General features: G+C 72.5%; 18 protein-coding genes. 8 read left to right on the forward strand and 10 right to left on the reverse strand.

The window, feature by feature from the left end:
* Positions 1–47: 47 nt before the first annotated feature.
* Positions 48–1,397, forward strand: a complete 1,350-nt coding sequence (locus tag MY526_RS02815) for a S8 family peptidase (protein WP_436703190.1) — start codon at positions 48–50, stop codon at positions 1,395–1,397.
* 124 nt (positions 1,398–1,521) lie between these two features.
* Here the strand turns inward: MY526_RS02815 and MY526_RS02820 are convergent, their stop codons facing one another.
* Positions 1,522–1,971 (reverse strand): hypothetical protein, encoded by a 450-nt coding sequence (locus tag MY526_RS02820; RefSeq protein WP_436703191.1) that lies wholly within the window; start codon positions 1,969–1,971, stop codon positions 1,522–1,524.
* 736 nt (positions 1,972–2,707) lie between these two features.
* Here MY526_RS02820 and MY526_RS02825 point away from each other — a divergent pair.
* Positions 2,708–2,842: a hypothetical protein gene (locus tag MY526_RS02825; protein WP_436693727.1), complete on the forward strand. Its 135-nt coding sequence runs from the start codon at positions 2,708–2,710 to the stop codon at positions 2,840–2,842.
* Between the two features lie 237 nt (positions 2,843–3,079).
* On the opposite strand, the gene MY526_RS02830 is transcribed toward MY526_RS02825, so the two are convergent.
* Complete coding sequence (locus MY526_RS02830) at positions 3,080–4,033, reverse strand: hypothetical protein (protein ID WP_436703192.1); 954 nt, start codon at positions 4,031–4,033, stop codon at positions 3,080–3,082.
* A 298-nt stretch (positions 4,034–4,331) separates the two neighbouring features.
* Here MY526_RS02830 and MY526_RS02835 point away from each other — a divergent pair, with 298 nt between their 5' ends.
* A complete protein-coding gene (locus MY526_RS02835; protein WP_436703193.1) occupies positions 4,332–4,817 on the forward strand; it encodes a hypothetical protein in 486 nt (161 codons plus the stop codon).
* A 41-nt stretch (positions 4,818–4,858) separates the two neighbouring features.
* Here the strand turns inward: MY526_RS02835 and MY526_RS02840 are convergent, their stop codons facing one another.
* Entirely contained in the window at positions 4,859–5,311 is a 453-nt protein-coding gene (locus MY526_RS02840; protein WP_436693724.1) for a hypothetical protein, read from the reverse strand.
* Positions 5,312–5,903: 592 nt separating this feature from the next.
* Between MY526_RS02840 and MY526_RS02845 the strand changes: the two genes are divergently transcribed.
* Positions 5,904–6,050, forward strand: coding sequence for a hypothetical protein (locus MY526_RS02845; protein ID WP_436693723.1), 147 nt, complete (start codon positions 5,904–5,906; stop codon positions 6,048–6,050).
* Positions 6,051–6,234: 184 nt separating this feature from the next.
* Positions 6,235–6,879 carry a dihydrofolate reductase family protein gene (locus MY526_RS02850; RefSeq protein WP_436693722.1) on the forward strand — a complete coding sequence of 215 codons (645 nt, stop codon included), beginning with the start codon at positions 6,235–6,237 and terminating at the stop codon, positions 6,877–6,879.
* A gap of 311 nt (positions 6,880–7,190) precedes the next feature.
* On the opposite strand, the gene MY526_RS02855 is transcribed toward MY526_RS02850, so the two are convergent.
* A complete protein-coding gene (locus MY526_RS02855; RefSeq protein WP_436693721.1) occupies positions 7,191–7,505 on the reverse strand; it encodes a hypothetical protein in 315 nt (104 codons plus the stop codon).
* A 127-nt stretch (positions 7,506–7,632) separates the two neighbouring features.
* Between MY526_RS02855 and MY526_RS02860 the strand changes: the two genes are divergently transcribed.
* Complete coding sequence (locus MY526_RS02860) at positions 7,633–8,235, forward strand: GrpB family protein (protein WP_436693720.1); 603 nt, start codon at positions 7,633–7,635, stop codon at positions 8,233–8,235.
* Between the two features lie 96 nt (positions 8,236–8,331).
* On the forward strand, positions 8,332–9,036 hold the full coding sequence (locus tag MY526_RS02865) for a DNA alkylation repair protein (protein WP_436693719.1): 705 nt from the start codon (positions 8,332–8,334) through the stop codon (positions 9,034–9,036).
* A 298-nt stretch (positions 9,037–9,334) separates the two neighbouring features.
* Here MY526_RS02865 and MY526_RS02870 read toward each other — a convergent pair whose 3' ends face one another.
* From MY526_RS02870 to MY526_RS02895, 6 genes are all read right to left on the reverse strand, one after another.
* On the reverse strand, positions 9,335–10,057 hold the full coding sequence (locus MY526_RS02870; RefSeq protein ID WP_436703194.1) for a VOC family protein: 723 nt from the start codon (positions 10,055–10,057) through the stop codon (positions 9,335–9,337).
* A gap of 72 nt (positions 10,058–10,129) precedes the next feature.
* Positions 10,130–10,735, reverse strand: a complete 606-nt coding sequence (locus MY526_RS02875; protein ID WP_436703195.1) for a DUF1775 domain-containing protein — start codon at positions 10,733–10,735, stop codon at positions 10,130–10,132.
* 69 nt (positions 10,736–10,804) lie between these two features.
* Entirely contained in the window at positions 10,805–11,089 is a 285-nt protein-coding gene (locus MY526_RS02880; RefSeq protein WP_436693716.1) for a hypothetical protein, read from the reverse strand.
* An 11-nt stretch (positions 11,090–11,100) separates the two neighbouring features.
* Positions 11,101–11,862, reverse strand: a complete 762-nt coding sequence (locus tag MY526_RS02885) for an SDR family NAD(P)-dependent oxidoreductase (protein WP_436693715.1) — start codon at positions 11,860–11,862, stop codon at positions 11,101–11,103.
* Positions 11,863–11,878: 16 nt separating this feature from the next.
* Complete coding sequence (locus MY526_RS02890; RefSeq protein ID WP_436703196.1) at positions 11,879–12,892, reverse strand: acetamidase/formamidase family protein; 1,014 nt, start codon at positions 12,890–12,892, stop codon at positions 11,879–11,881.
* 38 nt (positions 12,893–12,930) lie between these two features.
* Entirely contained in the window at positions 12,931–14,151 is a 1,221-nt protein-coding gene (locus MY526_RS02895; protein WP_436693713.1) for an alpha-hydroxy acid oxidase, read from the reverse strand.
* 175 nt (positions 14,152–14,326) lie between these two features.
* Here MY526_RS02895 and MY526_RS02900 point away from each other — a divergent pair, with 175 nt between their 5' ends.
* Positions 14,327–15,565 (forward strand): polyhydroxyalkanoate depolymerase, encoded by a 1,239-nt coding sequence (locus MY526_RS02900; protein WP_436693712.1) that lies wholly within the window; start codon positions 14,327–14,329, stop codon positions 15,563–15,565.
* Positions 15,566–15,607 lie beyond the last annotated feature (42 nt).

A 15,607-nucleotide genomic window follows, 5' to 3' on the forward strand; every position in this document is an offset into this window, starting at 1 on the left:
GCGACACTTTCCCGACCCAGCAACAGTCCCATCGGCAGGGGGGACCAATGGCCGCGGATCCGCGCTGGAGCGACCGGTACGCCGTCTACAGGTCTGAACTCGTCGTCGTCCTGGAACACCGTGGAGAGGTGCTGCGAGTCCTGCGCGCGTGGGACGTCGGCTTCGAGGCTCCGACCGCTGAGAACAAGAGCCGCTACGAGAGCCAGGACCTCGGCCTGGGTCTGATCCCCCTTTTCGACGACGAGAAGGCAGCGGCCATCGCCGTGGCGGAACTCAAACGGGAGGCCAAAGCGGACGCTGCGGTGAGAGCTCTCGTGGAGAAGGCTGCAGGAAACGCCGGCGTCGATGCGTACGTGGAGTCGCTGACGCCTGGGATGGACCGATTTCTGTGGGCATTGCGCACGCACTTCGCCGCCAAGTACGAGAGATGGACACCGACGCTCGGCAAGAACCGGCTGGTCGGGAATGTGGAGGGTGGCGGCAACATCTCCCACGCCGAGACCGAGCCGTCGCTCGCGGACTCCGACTGGCGGCCCAGGCCAGAGGTCCGCCCGACAGAGCCAGGTCCAGGCGTGCGGATCGGTGTGGTGGACACGTCGGTCTTCCTCCATCCATGGCTCGCGGGGGGTCTGGTCGGGCCGGCCGAGGACTTCCTCGGGCCACAGCCAGACGGCGGATACCCGGCCCTGGCCGGACACGGCACCTTCGTGGCCGGGCTGGCCATGCAGAGGGCGCCTGGCTGCGTGATCGAGTTCCGCAAGGTCCTGTCGGACGACGGCGGCACCGCTACGTCCTGGGACGTGGCGAGAAAGATCGTCGAACTCGGACGCACCGGGTTGGACGTGCTCAACCTGTCACTCGGCTGTTTCACCGAGGACGGGCAGCCGCCGCTCGTACTCGCCACGGCGATCGACCGCTTGGATCCCGAGATCGTCGTCGTGGCCGCCGCCGGCAACCACGGCGACGTCCCGACGAGGGAGGCCGGGGACGCCGAACACCCCGCCATCACGATCGGCGACCGGCGTAAGCCGTCATGGCCGGCCGCCCTGGATGACGTCGTCGCGGTGGGAGCGGCCAGGGACGACGGGATCCGCGCGGCCTTCACTCCGGACGATGTCCCGTGGATCGACGTGCTCTCGAACGGAGTGGACGTTTCCAGCACCTACCTCGACGGGCAGGTGAACGTGACGTACACACCAGGAGAGCCTCGGCCCAAAGAGTTCAAGGGGTATGCCGAGTGGAGCGGCAGCTCGTTCTCCGCAGCACTGGTGAGCGGAGAGATCGCGCGCAGGACGGTGCCGGGCCGATCGTCCGCACAACAGGCGTGGCGGGCGATCCTCGACGAACTCGAGGACGGGCAGCCGGGCGTTCGTCCCCCGTTCCTCCAGCTCCGCTGAGCCGCACTCGCCGTCCAGCCGACGGAGGCAGGGACCGCGGTCCCGTCGCCCGGGGTCGCTCGCCCTGCTCAGGGGATCGCGACCAGGGGGTGACCAATCGGGGTTCGGTCGTGCGGTCCACCCGTCAGAGGCGGAACCAGTCCGTCATGAGCACCCCTGACGAGGTCCGGCAGCGCAGCCGGACCAGTCCCACGGACGAAGTCTCGAAACAGAAGCAGCCCAGCTCGTCGATCTCCGCCTGCCCGAGTTCCCCGTCCGGCCCCAGGAGGGCCGCCTCTCCGGAGGTGGGCGGGACGAGCTGACCGACGAGACCGTCGTCGGTCTCGTCGAGCTCTACGGACAGTTCCCTACCCTCGAAGACGAGAGAGCGTGGTGCGGCGCTGCTCCGGACGAGTGCCGATTCATCCGCGAGCGAATCGTGGCTGAGCGCGGCGAGTTCAGCGTCGACCGTTCGCCACGAGAATGCAGCCTGACCCGCGGCCACCATCGTGGGAGTCGGTGTCCCTGCTTGCCGGACGGCCGTGCGCAGCTGCGCGAGCAGCAGGTCGTCCTCGTCGGAGTTCTGCGGTGTCACTGTGGTGGCCTCCCTTCTTCGGGTCGACGTCCGATGCTGCATGGTGCACCCACCGACACCGGGATCGCCAGAGCTGCCGCTCCCTGCTCGATGGGGCCTTTCCCAAGAGGATGTTCCAACGCTCTCCGGAATACGTGCGCCTCGAGATCGGCGGTCGCGAGGTCCAGATCGACGACGGCCCGACGACGACCGACGGTGCCGGCACAGAGACGAACGCGGCGAACCGGCCGCGCCGAGCGCCGCGCAGCTGCTCCAGCAACACGTCGTCCTCGGCCAGCCCGCGGTGTCACCTCACGTGACCTCCCTGCGCCCCGCGGCGTGGCCCGATGCCGCATCCGGCACCCTGCGACACCGCATCGCCAGGACCGCCGATCCCCCCAGCGGTCCGATCCGTCCTCCAACGGAGCCCTCGGCCCGCCCAGGGATACCGGCCACGCGGCCGGAGCGACGTCAGCCTGCGTGAGTGCGTGCCGGCGCGGCGGGCACCAGGTCAGGAACCGCACAGGACGATCGATCCCCGGACGAGTTCGGGCTGACGCACGCCCATCGCCGTCCCACCGCACCGGTCCCGACCAGAGGGGCAGGTCGCCGACCGGACCCGGCGGTGTCGGCCGTGACACCGGCCGCCGTGGACGGACGGATGCGGGTATCAGGCCCGGCCCCCTGGGTTCTGCTGGGTGGGACCTCCAGGCGCAGGTCCCCCATCAGCCGTCACTCTCCGGGAGACGAGCGCGTCATGGCACGCAACCGAGCCTGTTACCGCCACACCCGCGTCTGGATGGCCGCCTGCCCCGAGTGCACGGCGTGGCACCTCCCCGTCCAGATCACCGCACGGAACGCGGCGGCCTGGCAGCAGTCGAAGCGGGCTTGAGGAACCACAGCTGGTCGGCAGCCGTGATGCGGTGACGTCCAGACGTGGGTGTGCCGTTCACCGCTGTGCGGGGCCGCCCCGGCTCGCCCCGTGCTGGTGGACGTCGAGGGGCTCCTACGCCGGGACACCCTGGTGAACCACCCCCCGCAGAACCTCGACTCGCCGCTGGACCTCCTCGGCCGGGCGGACGAGGAACTCGGAGCGGCGCGCGACACGGCAGCCCACACGCTCCGCCCTCTATCCGCCAAGCCTCGTCCGCAGCCAGCGCATGGCGCCGTCAGCCGCCAACCGCTGCTCCATCCGGAGCGACGGCGCATAGTAGGGAGCCGGCCTGAGCGAGTTGCTCCGCCAGTAGCCGGCGAGGGCCACCAGGAAGGCGTCGACCGCTCCCGGCGGTGCTGTCCGACCGACCTCGCGGGACAGGAAGACGGCGTTCGCGTCGAATCGGACCATCTGCGCGCCCACGGTGGGCAGGAAACACGCCAGGTCCAGCCAGGGAGCCCCCACGGCCGGCCACGCCCAGTCGACGAACACGACCTCGGTCGGCGTCAGCAGGATGTTGTCCCGACGCAGGTCCAGGTGTAACAGCGTGACCCCGCCGACGCCGTCCGCCCAGTGCGACTCCAGCGACGCCAGTGTTGAGAGGTGCTCGGCGGCCCAAGGATCGGCGTCGGCCAGCGCCGACCCGTCCTCGATCTGCTCCCAGGCGCCACCGAGGACTGCCGAGAAGGCATCACGGACGGTGGCGGCGTCCTTCATCGGGCTTGGCGTCAGGGCCTGAACGCTTCGCTCTATCGAGTCCAGTACCCGGATCAGGTCCTCACCGTCCCAGGACAACGACGGAAAGCGACCGGCCACGTCGTCGAAGATGAGGCAGACCCAGTCCCCGTCGTCGATGTGGGACCACATCCTCGGCGCGGGGACCGCTGGCGGCAGGTGCGCATTGACCGTCGCCTCATGGCGGTAGGCGGTCGGCACCCAGTCCCCGTACGCAGCGCTGGCTGCCTTCACGAAACAGCGGCGGCCATCGGCGAGGAGCAGACGGGCCGCAACGCCAGGAGTGAAGCCGCCCGAGGGCGCCTGGATCGACACGACCGGCGCTCCGACCGTGTCCGTGATCGCTCGGCGCACGTGCGCCGGCACGTCCGACCAGCCCAATCGTCGCGGGGGCGCGGGCTCCGAGCTCTGCATGGGGCGGCCTCTCCACCGTCGCGGGACAGCCAAGGCATCGCAGATGTGCGGCGACGAATGTCATCCCCGGAGGCGTACGCCAGACCTCAGATCGCATTCTCGAGTTCCGGCTCGGCCCGGCGCCGCCGGGGCAGCTGGCGGCGGACCGTCCGCCGCCGAAGTGGGAGGGTCCTCAGGTCACCGGCAGGCGTCTACCGCCCGAACACCGAGCGCTCCCCCAACGCTCGGGCGTCGAGCGCGTGTTGCCATTCCGCAAGCTTCTGCTCGCGCTGCGTAGCGAGCGCCCGGGTCCACGTCGATGCGGGAACGCAGCCGGCACCCGGAGGGCTTCGCACGGCCCACCGACGGGTGGGTTCAGGCGACGCGGTTGACGTGCACGCCGGCGACGCAACAACTCGATGCCGGTCACGTCGTTCAGGGGGCTGGCCCCCAGCTGGAGCTCCTGGAGAAGTGGCGCATCGGCCGGCCCGCGCACGTCGGCGATCTGATTGCCGACAGCGTCGAGGATCAGCAGCGTCGGGATGGTCCCGAGCGGCGTGGGGTCGACGATCGCGTTCTGCGCCAGCCGCAGCGTGTCGAGATCGGGCGGCCCCGCCAGCGGCCCGTCGTCGGTGATCTGTGCGGCGGCGACACCGCGGCTGGTGAGGGTGGTCGTCTCCGCCAGGGGCGTCAGATCGCTGACGGGGTTCTGCGAGAGACCGAGGTCGAACAGCAGCAGGCCGACAAGGGGGACAGGTGCTGGATGCCCTCGAGCCGGCGGATCGGTCCCAGCGCTGAGCTCTGACCGTCGCAGTGGAGCTCGGTGATCACGGCGCCGAGGACGCCTCAGTGCAGCCGCTCGGCCACCTGCTCCAGGCCGTCCCTGATCAAGCGCCCGTACTCGTCGTCGCCGAGCACGCCGATCGTCGCCTGCGCCTGCTGGAGGTGCTCGCGAGCACGGACGAGATCGCCCAGCTTTCGGTAGCACTCGCACAGGTTCAGGTGCAACGACGGGTACAGGCCGGCTACCGGAAGCGTCACGCCGGCCTGCACCACCCGCGCGTCCGTGATCAGGTCGGCAGCAGCCAGGGCTCGTCGGTCCCAGACCAGCTCGTCGCGCACGTCGTCCTGCACATCGGCCATTGCGTGGGCGAGCGTGCACCGGTGCAGCGGGTCCCCCCGCTCGCCGCCGATCTCCTCCCAGATCTCTGCGAACTGGTGGCGAGCGGCCTCGCGCTCGCCCGAGTGGCTGAGTTGCACCACCTGCCCGATCCGGATGAGCGTCGGGTCCGTGATCATCGCCGACCACTTCCTCCCCTCGCGGCAGGCGTCCGCCTCTCGCGCCAACGTCAGGCTGACACTGCTCACAGGGATCGGGCCGCTCGAGCACCGGTCACCTGTTCGGGGACCTGACCTCGACGCCGCGATGTCGCACGGACACAGTGCTGGGCGTGTACCCCGCCGCACCGACACCGCCGCCGGAGCCGGCTCGTGCGGGCCCGCCGCGGTCGGCGTGGGTGCCGTCGTCCACGTGGCTGGTGGCCGACGTGCCCGGGCCGCTGTGGCATTCCTGCTCTCCCCGGCCCTGATCGGTTCCGCAACCGCCGTGGTCCTGCTGCGGCGGGAGACGGGTCTGGAGTCTCGGAACCCGGTCTTCTGGACGTGGCCGGCTCTCGTCGTGGTCGCCGCCGCGGCGCTGGTGTGGAACGCCCTCTACGCGCGGCGGCGCTGTCGAACCGCGACTTCGGCGCCATCATCCCGATCTGCCACTGACTGTTCACGTTCACCCCGGCCTGCCTTGCCGGCTGGCTGTTGGGTGGTCGCGGACGCCGAGCGGGCGGGCCGCAGCGCTGGGCACCGGTGTGGTCCCCCTGCCGCTGTTCGCGCTGTCGTGGGCACTGCCGGCCGGTCCGACGGGGTCTCGCTCGCCGTCATCGCAGGCCTCCTGGACGTCGTCGGCTTCCTCGGTGTGGCGCCGCTCGTCGCGGGAGTGGCCCTGGCCGGCGCGATGGGCGGCGCAACGACGACTGCCCGGTAGACCGTCCGCGCAGACCCCCCCGAGACGGTGTGTCCAGGGACGTGGCGGGATCCCGCGAGAGACGCGGCCGCCATGGGGCAGCCGCTCGGCGTGAGGGCGGCGTGGGGCGCCGGCGCAGCGCTGAGTCTGGCGGCGCGCACAGGTCTACCTCCCGACCGAGACGACTCCTCATCGGGAGCAGGACATGGGCCTCATCCACATCGAGCTGTTCGCGACCCTCGACCTCGTCGGGCAGTCGCCCGGCAGCCCCGACGAGGACCCGGAGGGGTTCCCGTTCGGCGGCTGGCAGGCGCCCCTGCTGGACGAGGTCGCCGGGGCGCAGGTCGGTGCCGCGTACCAGGGCACGGACGCCCTCCTGCTCGGCCGCCGCACGTACGACATCTTCGCCGCCTACTGGCCGTACCAGGAGGGCGGCCAGGACAACGAGATCGCAACGCTCTTCAACAGCGTCCCGAAGTACGTGGCCTCCCGCGGCACGCCCGACCTCTCGTGGGCCGGTGCCACGCAGCTCGGCCCGGATCTGATCGGCGCCGTGCGCGAGATCCGTGACCGGCACGAGCACGTGAAGGTCGTCGGGAGCCTGAACCTGGTGCAGACCCTCCTGCGCGAGAAGCTCTTCGACCGTCTCGACCTATGGGTGCACCCGGTCGTGCTCGGCGTCGGGAAGAAGGTGTTCGACGGTGGCGCGGTGCCCACGACCGTCACGCTCCTCGAACCGCCCGTAGCCGGTCCGAAGGGCACCGTGTACCTGCGCTACGGGCTCGCCGATGGCACGCCCCGGACAGGGGACATGAGCACACCCGATCGCGGCGCCCGGCGCGACGATTGACGCCACGCTGCGCCATGCGGGTCCGTGTCGTCGGCGGTGGATCCCCCGGACCGGTTGGCGTCAACGCCACGCTCCTCGCCGGAGCCGCGGCGTCACCCACTCGTGGTGGACGTGAGGGTGACGGGACGATCCCGGGGGAACGTGGTCGAGGTGTCCGGCTGAACGGCGATCCCGCGGGGAACGCCACCGCCACCTGCCCCTCGTGTGCGCCCCGACGGCCGAGAGCCCCCCCGAACAGTCGACCGCCCGGCGCCGGTGCCAGGACCCGACATCCATCCATGCACCGCAGACCCGCTGAGGACGTCTCCAGTTCAGGTGTCGGCGTCCCCGTGGTCGTCCGGTTCGGCGCCGCGTGACCGCACGGGCGGCGAGGGCCGCCGCGGCTCCCGCACGCCGGCGCCGTCCGCCCCGCCGCCGAACCCGACCCGGACCCGGACCGCGGTCGTGGGACTGCCTGGATGGGGCCACTGCTCGACGACCCGCGCCGTGGGCGACTCCCATCCCCACCAGTCCACCTGCCACTGGTTGTCGATGCTGACGTCGAGGCTCAGCGCGAGGCAGACGCGCGCGGCGTCATCGGGAGGCAGTCCCACGACCTCGGGCGCCGCCTGCGGCGCTGGCTCCATCCAGAGAGCATCTGTCCAGCCCACGGTCGCCGCACGTTCCCGCGATCCGGTCGAGCTGCGGCCGGGAGCAGGCACGGCGCGCTCGGCGTTACGGTGGGCGGCTGCTTGTCGAGAGGGGCCGCGCGACATGGGCTCGCACACGGACAGCACCGACGGGCAGCGCCGCGACGAGGAACTCCAGGCGGTCACGGTCGGGACGCGGGAACCGCACAACGCTCCGATCGCCCTCGCGGCGTACGACCCCGACTGGCCTCGGTTGTTCCGTCGCGAGGCCGACCGCCTCCGCTCCGCGCTCGGCGACGCGGCGCTGCTCGTCGAGCACGTCGGGTCGACGTCGGTCCCCGGTCTGGTGGCCAAGCCCATCATCGACATCCTGCTGGTCGTGTCGGATTCGGCTGACGAGCCGCGCTACGTGCCACATCTGCAGGCGGCCGGCTACGTCCTGCGGATCCGGGAGCCCGAGTGGTTCGAGCACCGCCTGTTCAGGGGGCCGGACACCGCCATCAACCTGCACGTCTTCAGCTCGGGCGCGGCCGAGGTGGAGCGGATGCTGCGCTTCCGCGATCGGCTGCGCGACGACGACGCGGCGCGGGAGCGCTACGCCCACGTCAAGCGCGAACTCGCGCAGCGGACCTGGCGGCACGTGCAGGACTACGCCGACGCCAAGACCGCCGTGGTCACCGAGATCCTCGACGCCGCGGAGGGCCCACCGACCCCATGCGCCGGCTGATCACCGGGGCGACCGTGCTTCCCTCGCAGGCGGGAACTCCCACGAGACGGACAGGAGGCCGAGGTGACGGTGGCCGAGACGACGGTGGCCGAGGTGATGGCCGAGCTGGCCGCGCTCGAGGACCCCAAGGCACGCGCGGTCAACGAGAGACACGGCGACGACCACGGCGTGAACCTCGGCCGACTGCGCGCGATCGCGAAGCGGCTGAAGACGCAGCAGGAACTCGCTCGCCGGCTCTGGGAGACGGATGACACCGCGGCGAGACTGCTGGCGCTCCTGATCTGCCGTCCGAAGGCGTTCGAGCGGGACGAGCTGGACGTCATGCTGCGCGAGGCACGCACTCCCAAGGTGCACGACTGGCTCGTGAACTACGTGGTCAAGAAGAACCCGCACGCCGAAGAGCTGCGCGTGGCGTGGTCCGCCGACCCGGATCCGGTGGTCGCGAGTGCCGGCTGGGCGCTGACCACCGAACGCGTGGCGAAGAAGCCCGAGGGCCTCGACCTGGCAGGACTGCTCGACGTCATCGAGGCGGAGATGAAGGACGCCCCCGATCGCCTGCAGTGGGCGATGAACCACTGCCTGGCCCAGATCGGGATCGAGCACGCCGAGCACCGCGCTCGTGCCCTCGACATCGGCGAGCGCCTCGAGGTGCTCAAGGACTACCCGACTCCCCCGAACTGCACGTCTCCGTTCGCGCCCGTCTGGATCACCGAGGTGGTGCGCCGACAGCACGAGAACTCGGGAGGGTTCGCGCTCCCCCTCGCGGGGGCCGGAAGGGGGGCGGCGACGACGTCAGGCTGAGACGAACGTGTGCGCGGGAGACAGCTCCGGCTCCTCGGTGATGCCGACCTCCTGCAGCACCGGCATCAGCTTCTCGCCGAAGGCCCCGGCGGCTTCCAGCGTCCGACAAGGCTGTGGCCTTGACGGCGTTCCCGCGGAAACGTCGTCGGCACCACGGCGCCCCGGTCCCGCGCGGGACGAACCGCCGCGGACCAGACGCCGTCCAGACGAGCGATCTCGTGGTCCACCCACCCGCGGTCGAGGCCGTGCGCCCGGACGACGCGCTGGTCGACGTCGGACCTGGACGACAGACGGATCTTCATCGAGGGGTCAGCACACAGAACTCGTTGCCGTCGGGATCGGCCATCACCACCCAGCCGACGTCGCCCTGGCCGATGTCGTTCCGAGTCGCCCCGAGCGAGACCAGGCGGTCGACCTCCGCGTGCTGATCACCGTCGTCCGGTGGAGCGAGGTCGAGGTGCAGCCGGTTCTTCCCCGTCTTCGGCATCAGGGGCGGACCGCCCCAGGTGATCTTCGGACCGCCGTGCGGGGAGCGGATCGCGGTCTCCTGGTCCTGGTCCCAGACCAACGGCCAGCCCAGCGCGTCGCGCCAGAAGTACCCGACCCCCTGCGAACCGTCGCACGCGAGCGCTCCGACGAACCCGCAGTCGGCCAGGAAGTGGTTGCCCGGCTCGATGACGCAGAACTCGTTGCCCTCGGGGTCGGCGAGCACCACATGGCGCTCCTCCGGGCGTTGACCGACATCGGTGTGGCGGGCACCGAGCCGCAGTGCGCTCGCCACCGTCTGCTGCTGGTCCTCGAGGGACGCGCTCGTCAGATCGAGGTGCATCCGGTTCTGACCGGTCTTCGGCTCGTCGGTCGGGAGGAACCGGAGCCGGAACCCGGTGTCGTCGCTCGGCAGGAGCGCGATCCCGTCGTCGGGGTCGTCGACCAGCTCCCAGCCCAGGACGCCGGCCCAGAAGCGCGCGAGGAGGAGCGGGTCGTTCGCGTCGAAGCTGAGCGCGACGAGGCGGCAAGGCATCCGGTCCGCATCTCCGATCTGCCGACGACCAGCCGGAGCAGGCCACGGCCGCCCGCCCATGGGGGAACGACGCTAGGGCCGCCGCAGACCGCGGGGCAACGCGAATTCGGCCTGGAGGTGCCGGGCACGGATCGACCCACCGGCGAACGGCGGCGGAGCGTCATCAGCGGCATGGCCGAGCCGCCTGATGGCCGAGCCGCGACCTCGTCGCCCGTCGAGGGCGGCGCGCAGGACCACTCCCCCCACCACCCGCGGCACGGGCGCCGGCGGCGCCACTGGCTCGCGCTCGCCGCCGTGGTGGCACTCGCGCTCGTCGTCGGCGTCGTCGTGTGGCGCGGTGGGGACGACCCCGCGAGCCGCGCGGAGGCCGCCCGGGCCACCGCGCGCCTCGATCGGCGTGGCCGGCACCGCCGTGGTGATCGTGGCGGTCCAGCCGGGCACCGGCTCGACCATGACGAACGCGAACGGGGTGTCGGTCGGCAGCTGCACGCGCAGCGACGTCGTCCGCGCGGTGTCGCTCTCGCTCGGCACCCGGAAGGTGATCTGCCCGAAGCCGCCGGCGGCGGCGTCGGGCGAGCCGACGGTCACGTGCGCGGACGCCGTCCCGACGCCGAGGGTCAGGACGGCGACGACGGCGGCGAGCACCGCCAGCGCAGCGCGGCGCAGTCGGGTGGTCATGGGGGCTCCGCGGGCCTCCCCCCATGCCGATCCCCCTCCCACCCCCGATGACGGGGAGAGGGGCCCGGGCTACTCCTCGTCCTCGAACAGGGCGACGAGCTCGTCGGCGGTGCCCGCCACGTGCAGCGGCACGATCGACACCGTCCACTCCGCACGGCGGTCGTCCACGCCCAGCGCGAGGTCCCACGCCGCGCGGGCGCTCAGCGGGCCGAAGCAGGCATCGTCCCCGTCGTCGCTGACGGCCACCTCGACCAGCCAGGTGTCGGAGAGGTCGGCGGCCAGCTCGGCGAAGTCGGGGGGCGTGCCCTCGTCGGGCTCCGGCGAGTCGGCCTGGACGGGGTAGATGAGCGCCATGAGGCACCCTCTCAGAGCTGGATGCCGCGCGTGAGGGCGCCGTCCACCACGAGGTTGGTCCCGGTGGTGAAGCTGGAGACCGGGCTGGACAGGAAGACCACCGCCCGCGCCATCTCCTCCGGGGCCCCCATCCGGCCGGTCGGGTTGAGCGCGAGCGAGTCGGCGTACAGCTCCGGCTGACCGGTCTCGATGCCGTTCCAGATGCCGCCGGTGAAGTAGGTGTTGCCCGGCGAGACCACGTTGGCCCGGACGCCGCGGCCGGCCAGCTGGAAGGCGAGCCCGGAGACGTAGCCGACGATCGCCGTCTTCATCGTCCCGTAGGGGCCGGAGGCGAAGTCCACCTCGCGGCCGGAGACGCTGGAGACCGCCACGATCGAGCCGTTCGCGCCGGCCTCCAGGTACGGCAGGGCGGCCCTGGCCAGCCGCACCGTGTGCATGAGGTCCACCTCGAAGGACAACCGCCAGTTCTCCTCGGTGTCCGGAACGGCCAGCGCGCTGACGTTGGCGACGACGGCGTCCAGACCGCCCAGCCGGGCCGCCGCGGCGTCCACCCACGACACCAGCGCCGGCCCGTCGCCGACGTCGAGCCGGACGCCGGCCGCGCGGCCGCCGCGCTCGGCGATCGCCTTCTCGGTGGCCTCGATCTCGGCGGCGTCGCGGGCGCAGAACTCGACGACGGCGCCCTCGTCGACGAACGCCTCGACGATCGCCCGCCCGATGCCGCGGGTGCCGCCGGTGACGAGCACGCGGGAGCCGGTGAGCTGCAGGTCCATGGGGTCCTCCGGGGTCTCAGAGCAGGGTCGCCGCGCGGCGGCGCAGGTCGTCGTGCAGCCCGCCGTAGGCCGTGGCCTGCGGCAGGAGGGACTTGCGCGCCTTCACCACGGCGCTGTAGTTCGCGTCGACCACATTGGCGATCGGCACCTCGGTGATCTGCGAGAGCAGTTGGTAGGCGTCCATCGGGTGCAGCCCGAACAGCTCGCCGAACCAGCGCACCAGCTCGACCTGGCCGATCCGCCAGGCGTCCTCGAGCGGGCGGCTGGAGCCCACCGTCATCCAGTGCGTGTCGTCCTCGAGCCGGGGCCATGCAGGCCACCCGCCCACCCCCCCGCCCTTGATCAGCTCGACGATCAGTGTCGTGGTCATCGCCCCCTCGACGGCGGTGCCGCAGGCCTCGCCCTCCCCCTGCCGGTAGTGCCCGTCGCCGACCGAGAACAGCGCGCCCTCGACGTTCACGCCCAGGAAGCACGTCGTGCCCGGGCGCATCTGCGGGGTGTCCATGTTGCCGCCGAACCGCTCGGGCACCAGCGAGCTGCGCACCTCGCCGCCCGGCGGGGCGACGCCGACCGTCCCGAGCATCGGCGCCACCGGGAGGGCGACCTGCAGGTCGGTGTGCTGCGCGGCGAAGGTGACGGTGTTGGCGGCCCGGTCCAGCTCGTAGATCCAGGTGGTGTCGGGCAGCGGGTCCTGAAGTGTGGCGACGCGGTCGGTGCTGGTGAGCCCGCCGAAGAACGGGATCGCCGCCGAGGCGCCCCAGTCGCGGGCCGGCTCCATCGCCACGAAGTGCAGCGCGAGCGTGTCGCCGGGCTCGGCGCCCTCGACGTAGAACGGGCCGGTCTGCGGGTTCACGAAGCGCAGGTCGACCTTCTCGGTGGACAGGTCGGTGGTCTTCTGCAGGGCGCCGCAGAAGGCGTCGTCGGACCAGACCCGCAGCGCCGTCCCCGGCGGGATCCGGCGCAGCGGGGCGACCCCGCCGAAGGTGAACGCGTACTGCTCGAACGTGGGCACGACCTCGACGACGTCCATGACGCAGCCTAGGAAGGCGCAGGTCAGCTCGGCAATGCTCAGATCCCGTTCCGCATCCGCACCCGGTCCGGGGTCAGCTCCGCCACCGAGGGGACGCCGAGCAGCTGCAGCGTGCGGGCGATCTCGCGGGACATGATGTCGGTGGCCCGCTGCACGCCCCGCTCGCCACCGGCCATCAGCCCGAACAGGTACGCCCGGCCGACCAGGCAGGCGCGGGCGCCGAGGGCGACGGCGGCGACGACGTCCGCGCCGTCCAGGATGCCGCCGTCCAGGTAGACCTCCGCCCGGTCCCCGACCGCCGCCACCACCGCGGGCAGCTCCTCCAGCGGCGTCGGCGCGCGGTCGAGCTGGCGGCCGCCGTGGTTGGAGACGACGACCGCGTCGGCGCCGGCGTCCACCACGGCGCGCGCGTCGTCGGCGGTCTGCACGCCCTTCACCACCAGCGCCCCGGCCCACGTCGCGCGCAGCGCCCTGACGTCGGCCACCGTCGCGGCCGGCTCGAAGACGCGGTCGGCCAGCTCGGCGACCGTGCCGCCCCACGAGCGCAGCGAGGCGAACTCCAGCGGCTCGGTGGTCAGCAGGTCGACCCACCACCGCGGGTGGACGGCGGCGTTGGCCATGGTCCGCAGCGTGAGCGCCGGCGGGATGGTGAACCCGTTGCGGACGTCGCGCAGCCGGGGCCCGGCCACCGGGGTGTCGACGGTGAGCACCAGCGCCTCGTACCCGGACGCCGCGGCCCTCCCGACCAGCGCCTCGCTGGCGGCACGGTCGCGCCACAGGTACAGCTGGAACCACTTGCGCGCCCCCGGGGCCGCGGCGGCGAGCGCCTCGATCGTCGTGGTCCCCATGGTCGACAGCGCGTGCGGGATGCCGACCCGCTCGGCCACCCGGCCGACCGCGACCTCGCCCTCGGTGTGCATGAGCCGGGTGAAGCCGGTCGGGGCGAAGACCAGCGGCAGCGCCGACGGCCGCCCGAGGACCGTCGTCGACGGGTCGACGACGGAGACGTCGCGCAGCACGCTCGGGCGGAACTCGACGCGCGCGAACGCCTCGCGGGCGCGGCGCAGGCTGATCTCCGCGCCGGCGGCCCCGTCGGTGTAGTCGAACACCGCCCGCGGGACCCGCCGCCGGGCGATCTCCCGCAGGTCGCCGACGGTGACGGCCGCCGCCAGCCGCCGGTCGGTCGCGTCCCCCGGCCGCCGGCGCGGCCGGACCACCTCCCGCAGCTCGCTCCAGCGGGGCACTCGACGCTCGACCACGCGACCTCCTCGACCCGGCGTCCGCCCACCCTGCCAGCACCGGTGTGACGGCCGGTACGGGTGGGACGGCGCCGGCCCCGCCCGGCGCTCCGACGCGCGACCGTCGGCGCGCGGAGTTAACGTGCGGGTAACCGTGACGCCGGTCACGCTCCGATCACAGACAGGCAGGGTCCCGATGCTCTACACCGCGTACGAGGTCAACCGCCGGGCGAGCGCGCCCGTGCTGGCGGCGTCCGGGCTGACCGCCCGGGCGCTGTCCGCGCTGCCGCCCCGGCTGGGGGGCGCGGCGGGCGTGCGGCACCTGCGCGCGGCCTGCGACGTCGTCGCCAAGGCGCGGCCGACCCACGCCCGCCCGGAGTACGGGATCGACGCCGTGGTCGTCGGCGGCCGGCCGGTCGCGGTCACCGAGGAGCCGGTGACGGCGACGCCGTTCGCGACGCTCCTGCACTTCCGCAAGGCGTCGCTGACCGGCCAGCCCCCGGTACTCGTCGTCGGGCCGATGTCCGGGCACTTCACGACCCTCATCCGGCCGACCATCCGCACCCTGCTGACCGACCACGACGTGTTCGTCCTCGACTGGCACAACGCGCGGGACATCCCGGTCGAGCACGGCGCGTTCGGCCTCGACGAGTACATCGAGCACGTCATGGACGCGCTGCGGCAGCTCGGCGGCGGCGCGCACGTCGTCGCCGTCTGCCAGCCCGCCGTCCCGGTGCTGGCCGCGGTGGCGCTGCTCGCCGAGGCCGACGACGACGCCCAGCCCGCCAGCCTCACCCTCATGGCCGGGCCGGTCGACACGCGGGTCAACCCGAACCGGATCAACCTCGCCGCCGAGAAGCGCCCCCTGTCGGCCTACGAGCGGCGGCTGATCGCCTCGGTCCCGGGCTGGTACGCCGGCGCCGGGCGGCGCGTCTACCCGGGGGTCGTCCAGCTGACCGCGTTCATGTCGATGAACCCGCGGCGGCACCTGAGCGCGCACCTGCAGATGGTCCGGGACCTCGCCGGCGGCAACACCGAGCGGGCCGCGGCCACGCAGGCGTTCTACGAGGAGTACGGCGCCGTCATGGACGTCCCGGCCGAGTTCTACCTGGAGACCGTCGGCCGGATCTTCCAGGAGCACCACATGGCGACCGGCCGGTTCACCTGGCGCGGGCAGCGGGTGGACCCGGCCGCGATCGGGCGGACGGCGCTGCTGACCGTCGAGGGCGCCCGCGACGACATCTGCTCCCCCGGCCAGACCCGGGCCGCGCACGACCTGTGCACCGGCATCCCCGAGGAGCGCAAGCGGCACCACCTGCAGGAGGGGGTCGGCCACTACGGCGTGTTCAGCGGGTCGCGCTGGGAGAACGAGGTCTACCCGGTGCTGCGCGACTTCATCGCTGCCTCCGCCCGCGAGGAGGTCGCGGCGGGCTGAGCAGGGGATCCCCCGGAGGCCGCGAACCAGGGGCCGATCCGG

Source organism: Geodermatophilus sp. CPCC 205761, assembly GCF_051383655.1.
GTDB lineage: Bacteria > Actinomycetota > Actinomycetes > Mycobacteriales > Geodermatophilaceae > Geodermatophilus.

Coding starts and splice junctions, on each gene's coding strand:
- MY526_RS02900 (WP_436693712.1), top strand. CDS start 14,327: ATGCTCTACACCGCGTACGAGGTCAACCGCCGGGCGAGCGCGCCCGTG.
- MY526_RS02890 (WP_436703196.1), bottom strand. CDS start 12,892: ATGGACGTCGTCGAGGTCGTGCCCACGTTCGAGCAGTACGCGTTCACC.
- MY526_RS02840 (WP_436693724.1), bottom strand. CDS start 5,311: ATGATCACGGACCCGACGCTCATCCGGATCGGGCAGGTGGTGCAACTC.
- MY526_RS02855 (WP_436693721.1), bottom strand. CDS start 7,505: ATGGAGCCAGCGCCGCAGGCGGCGCCCGAGGTCGTGGGACTGCCTCCC.
- MY526_RS02825 (WP_436693727.1), top strand. CDS start 2,708: ATGGCACGCAACCGAGCCTGTTACCGCCACACCCGCGTCTGGATGGCC.
- MY526_RS02835 (WP_436703193.1), top strand. CDS start 4,332: ATGCGGGAACGCAGCCGGCACCCGGAGGGCTTCGCACGGCCCACCGAC.
- MY526_RS02830 (WP_436703192.1), bottom strand. CDS start 4,033: ATGCAGAGCTCGGAGCCCGCGCCCCCGCGACGATTGGGCTGGTCGGAC.
- MY526_RS02870 (WP_436703194.1), bottom strand. CDS start 10,057: ATGCCTTGCCGCCTCGTCGCGCTCAGCTTCGACGCGAACGACCCGCTC.
- MY526_RS02885 (WP_436693715.1), bottom strand. CDS start 11,862: ATGGACCTGCAGCTCACCGGCTCCCGCGTGCTCGTCACCGGCGGCACC.
- MY526_RS02875 (WP_436703195.1), bottom strand. CDS start 10,735: ATGACCACCCGACTGCGCCGCGCTGCGCTGGCGGTGCTCGCCGCCGTC.
- MY526_RS02865 (WP_436693719.1), top strand. CDS start 8,332: ATGGCCGAGCTGGCCGCGCTCGAGGACCCCAAGGCACGCGCGGTCAAC.
- MY526_RS02880 (WP_436693716.1), bottom strand. CDS start 11,089: ATGGCGCTCATCTACCCCGTCCAGGCCGACTCGCCGGAGCCCGACGAG.
- MY526_RS02815 (WP_436703190.1), top strand. CDS start 48: ATGGCCGCGGATCCGCGCTGGAGCGACCGGTACGCCGTCTACAGGTCT.
- MY526_RS02850 (WP_436693722.1), top strand. CDS start 6,235: ATGGGCCTCATCCACATCGAGCTGTTCGCGACCCTCGACCTCGTCGGG.
- MY526_RS02860 (WP_436693720.1), top strand. CDS start 7,633: ATGGGCTCGCACACGGACAGCACCGACGGGCAGCGCCGCGACGAGGAA.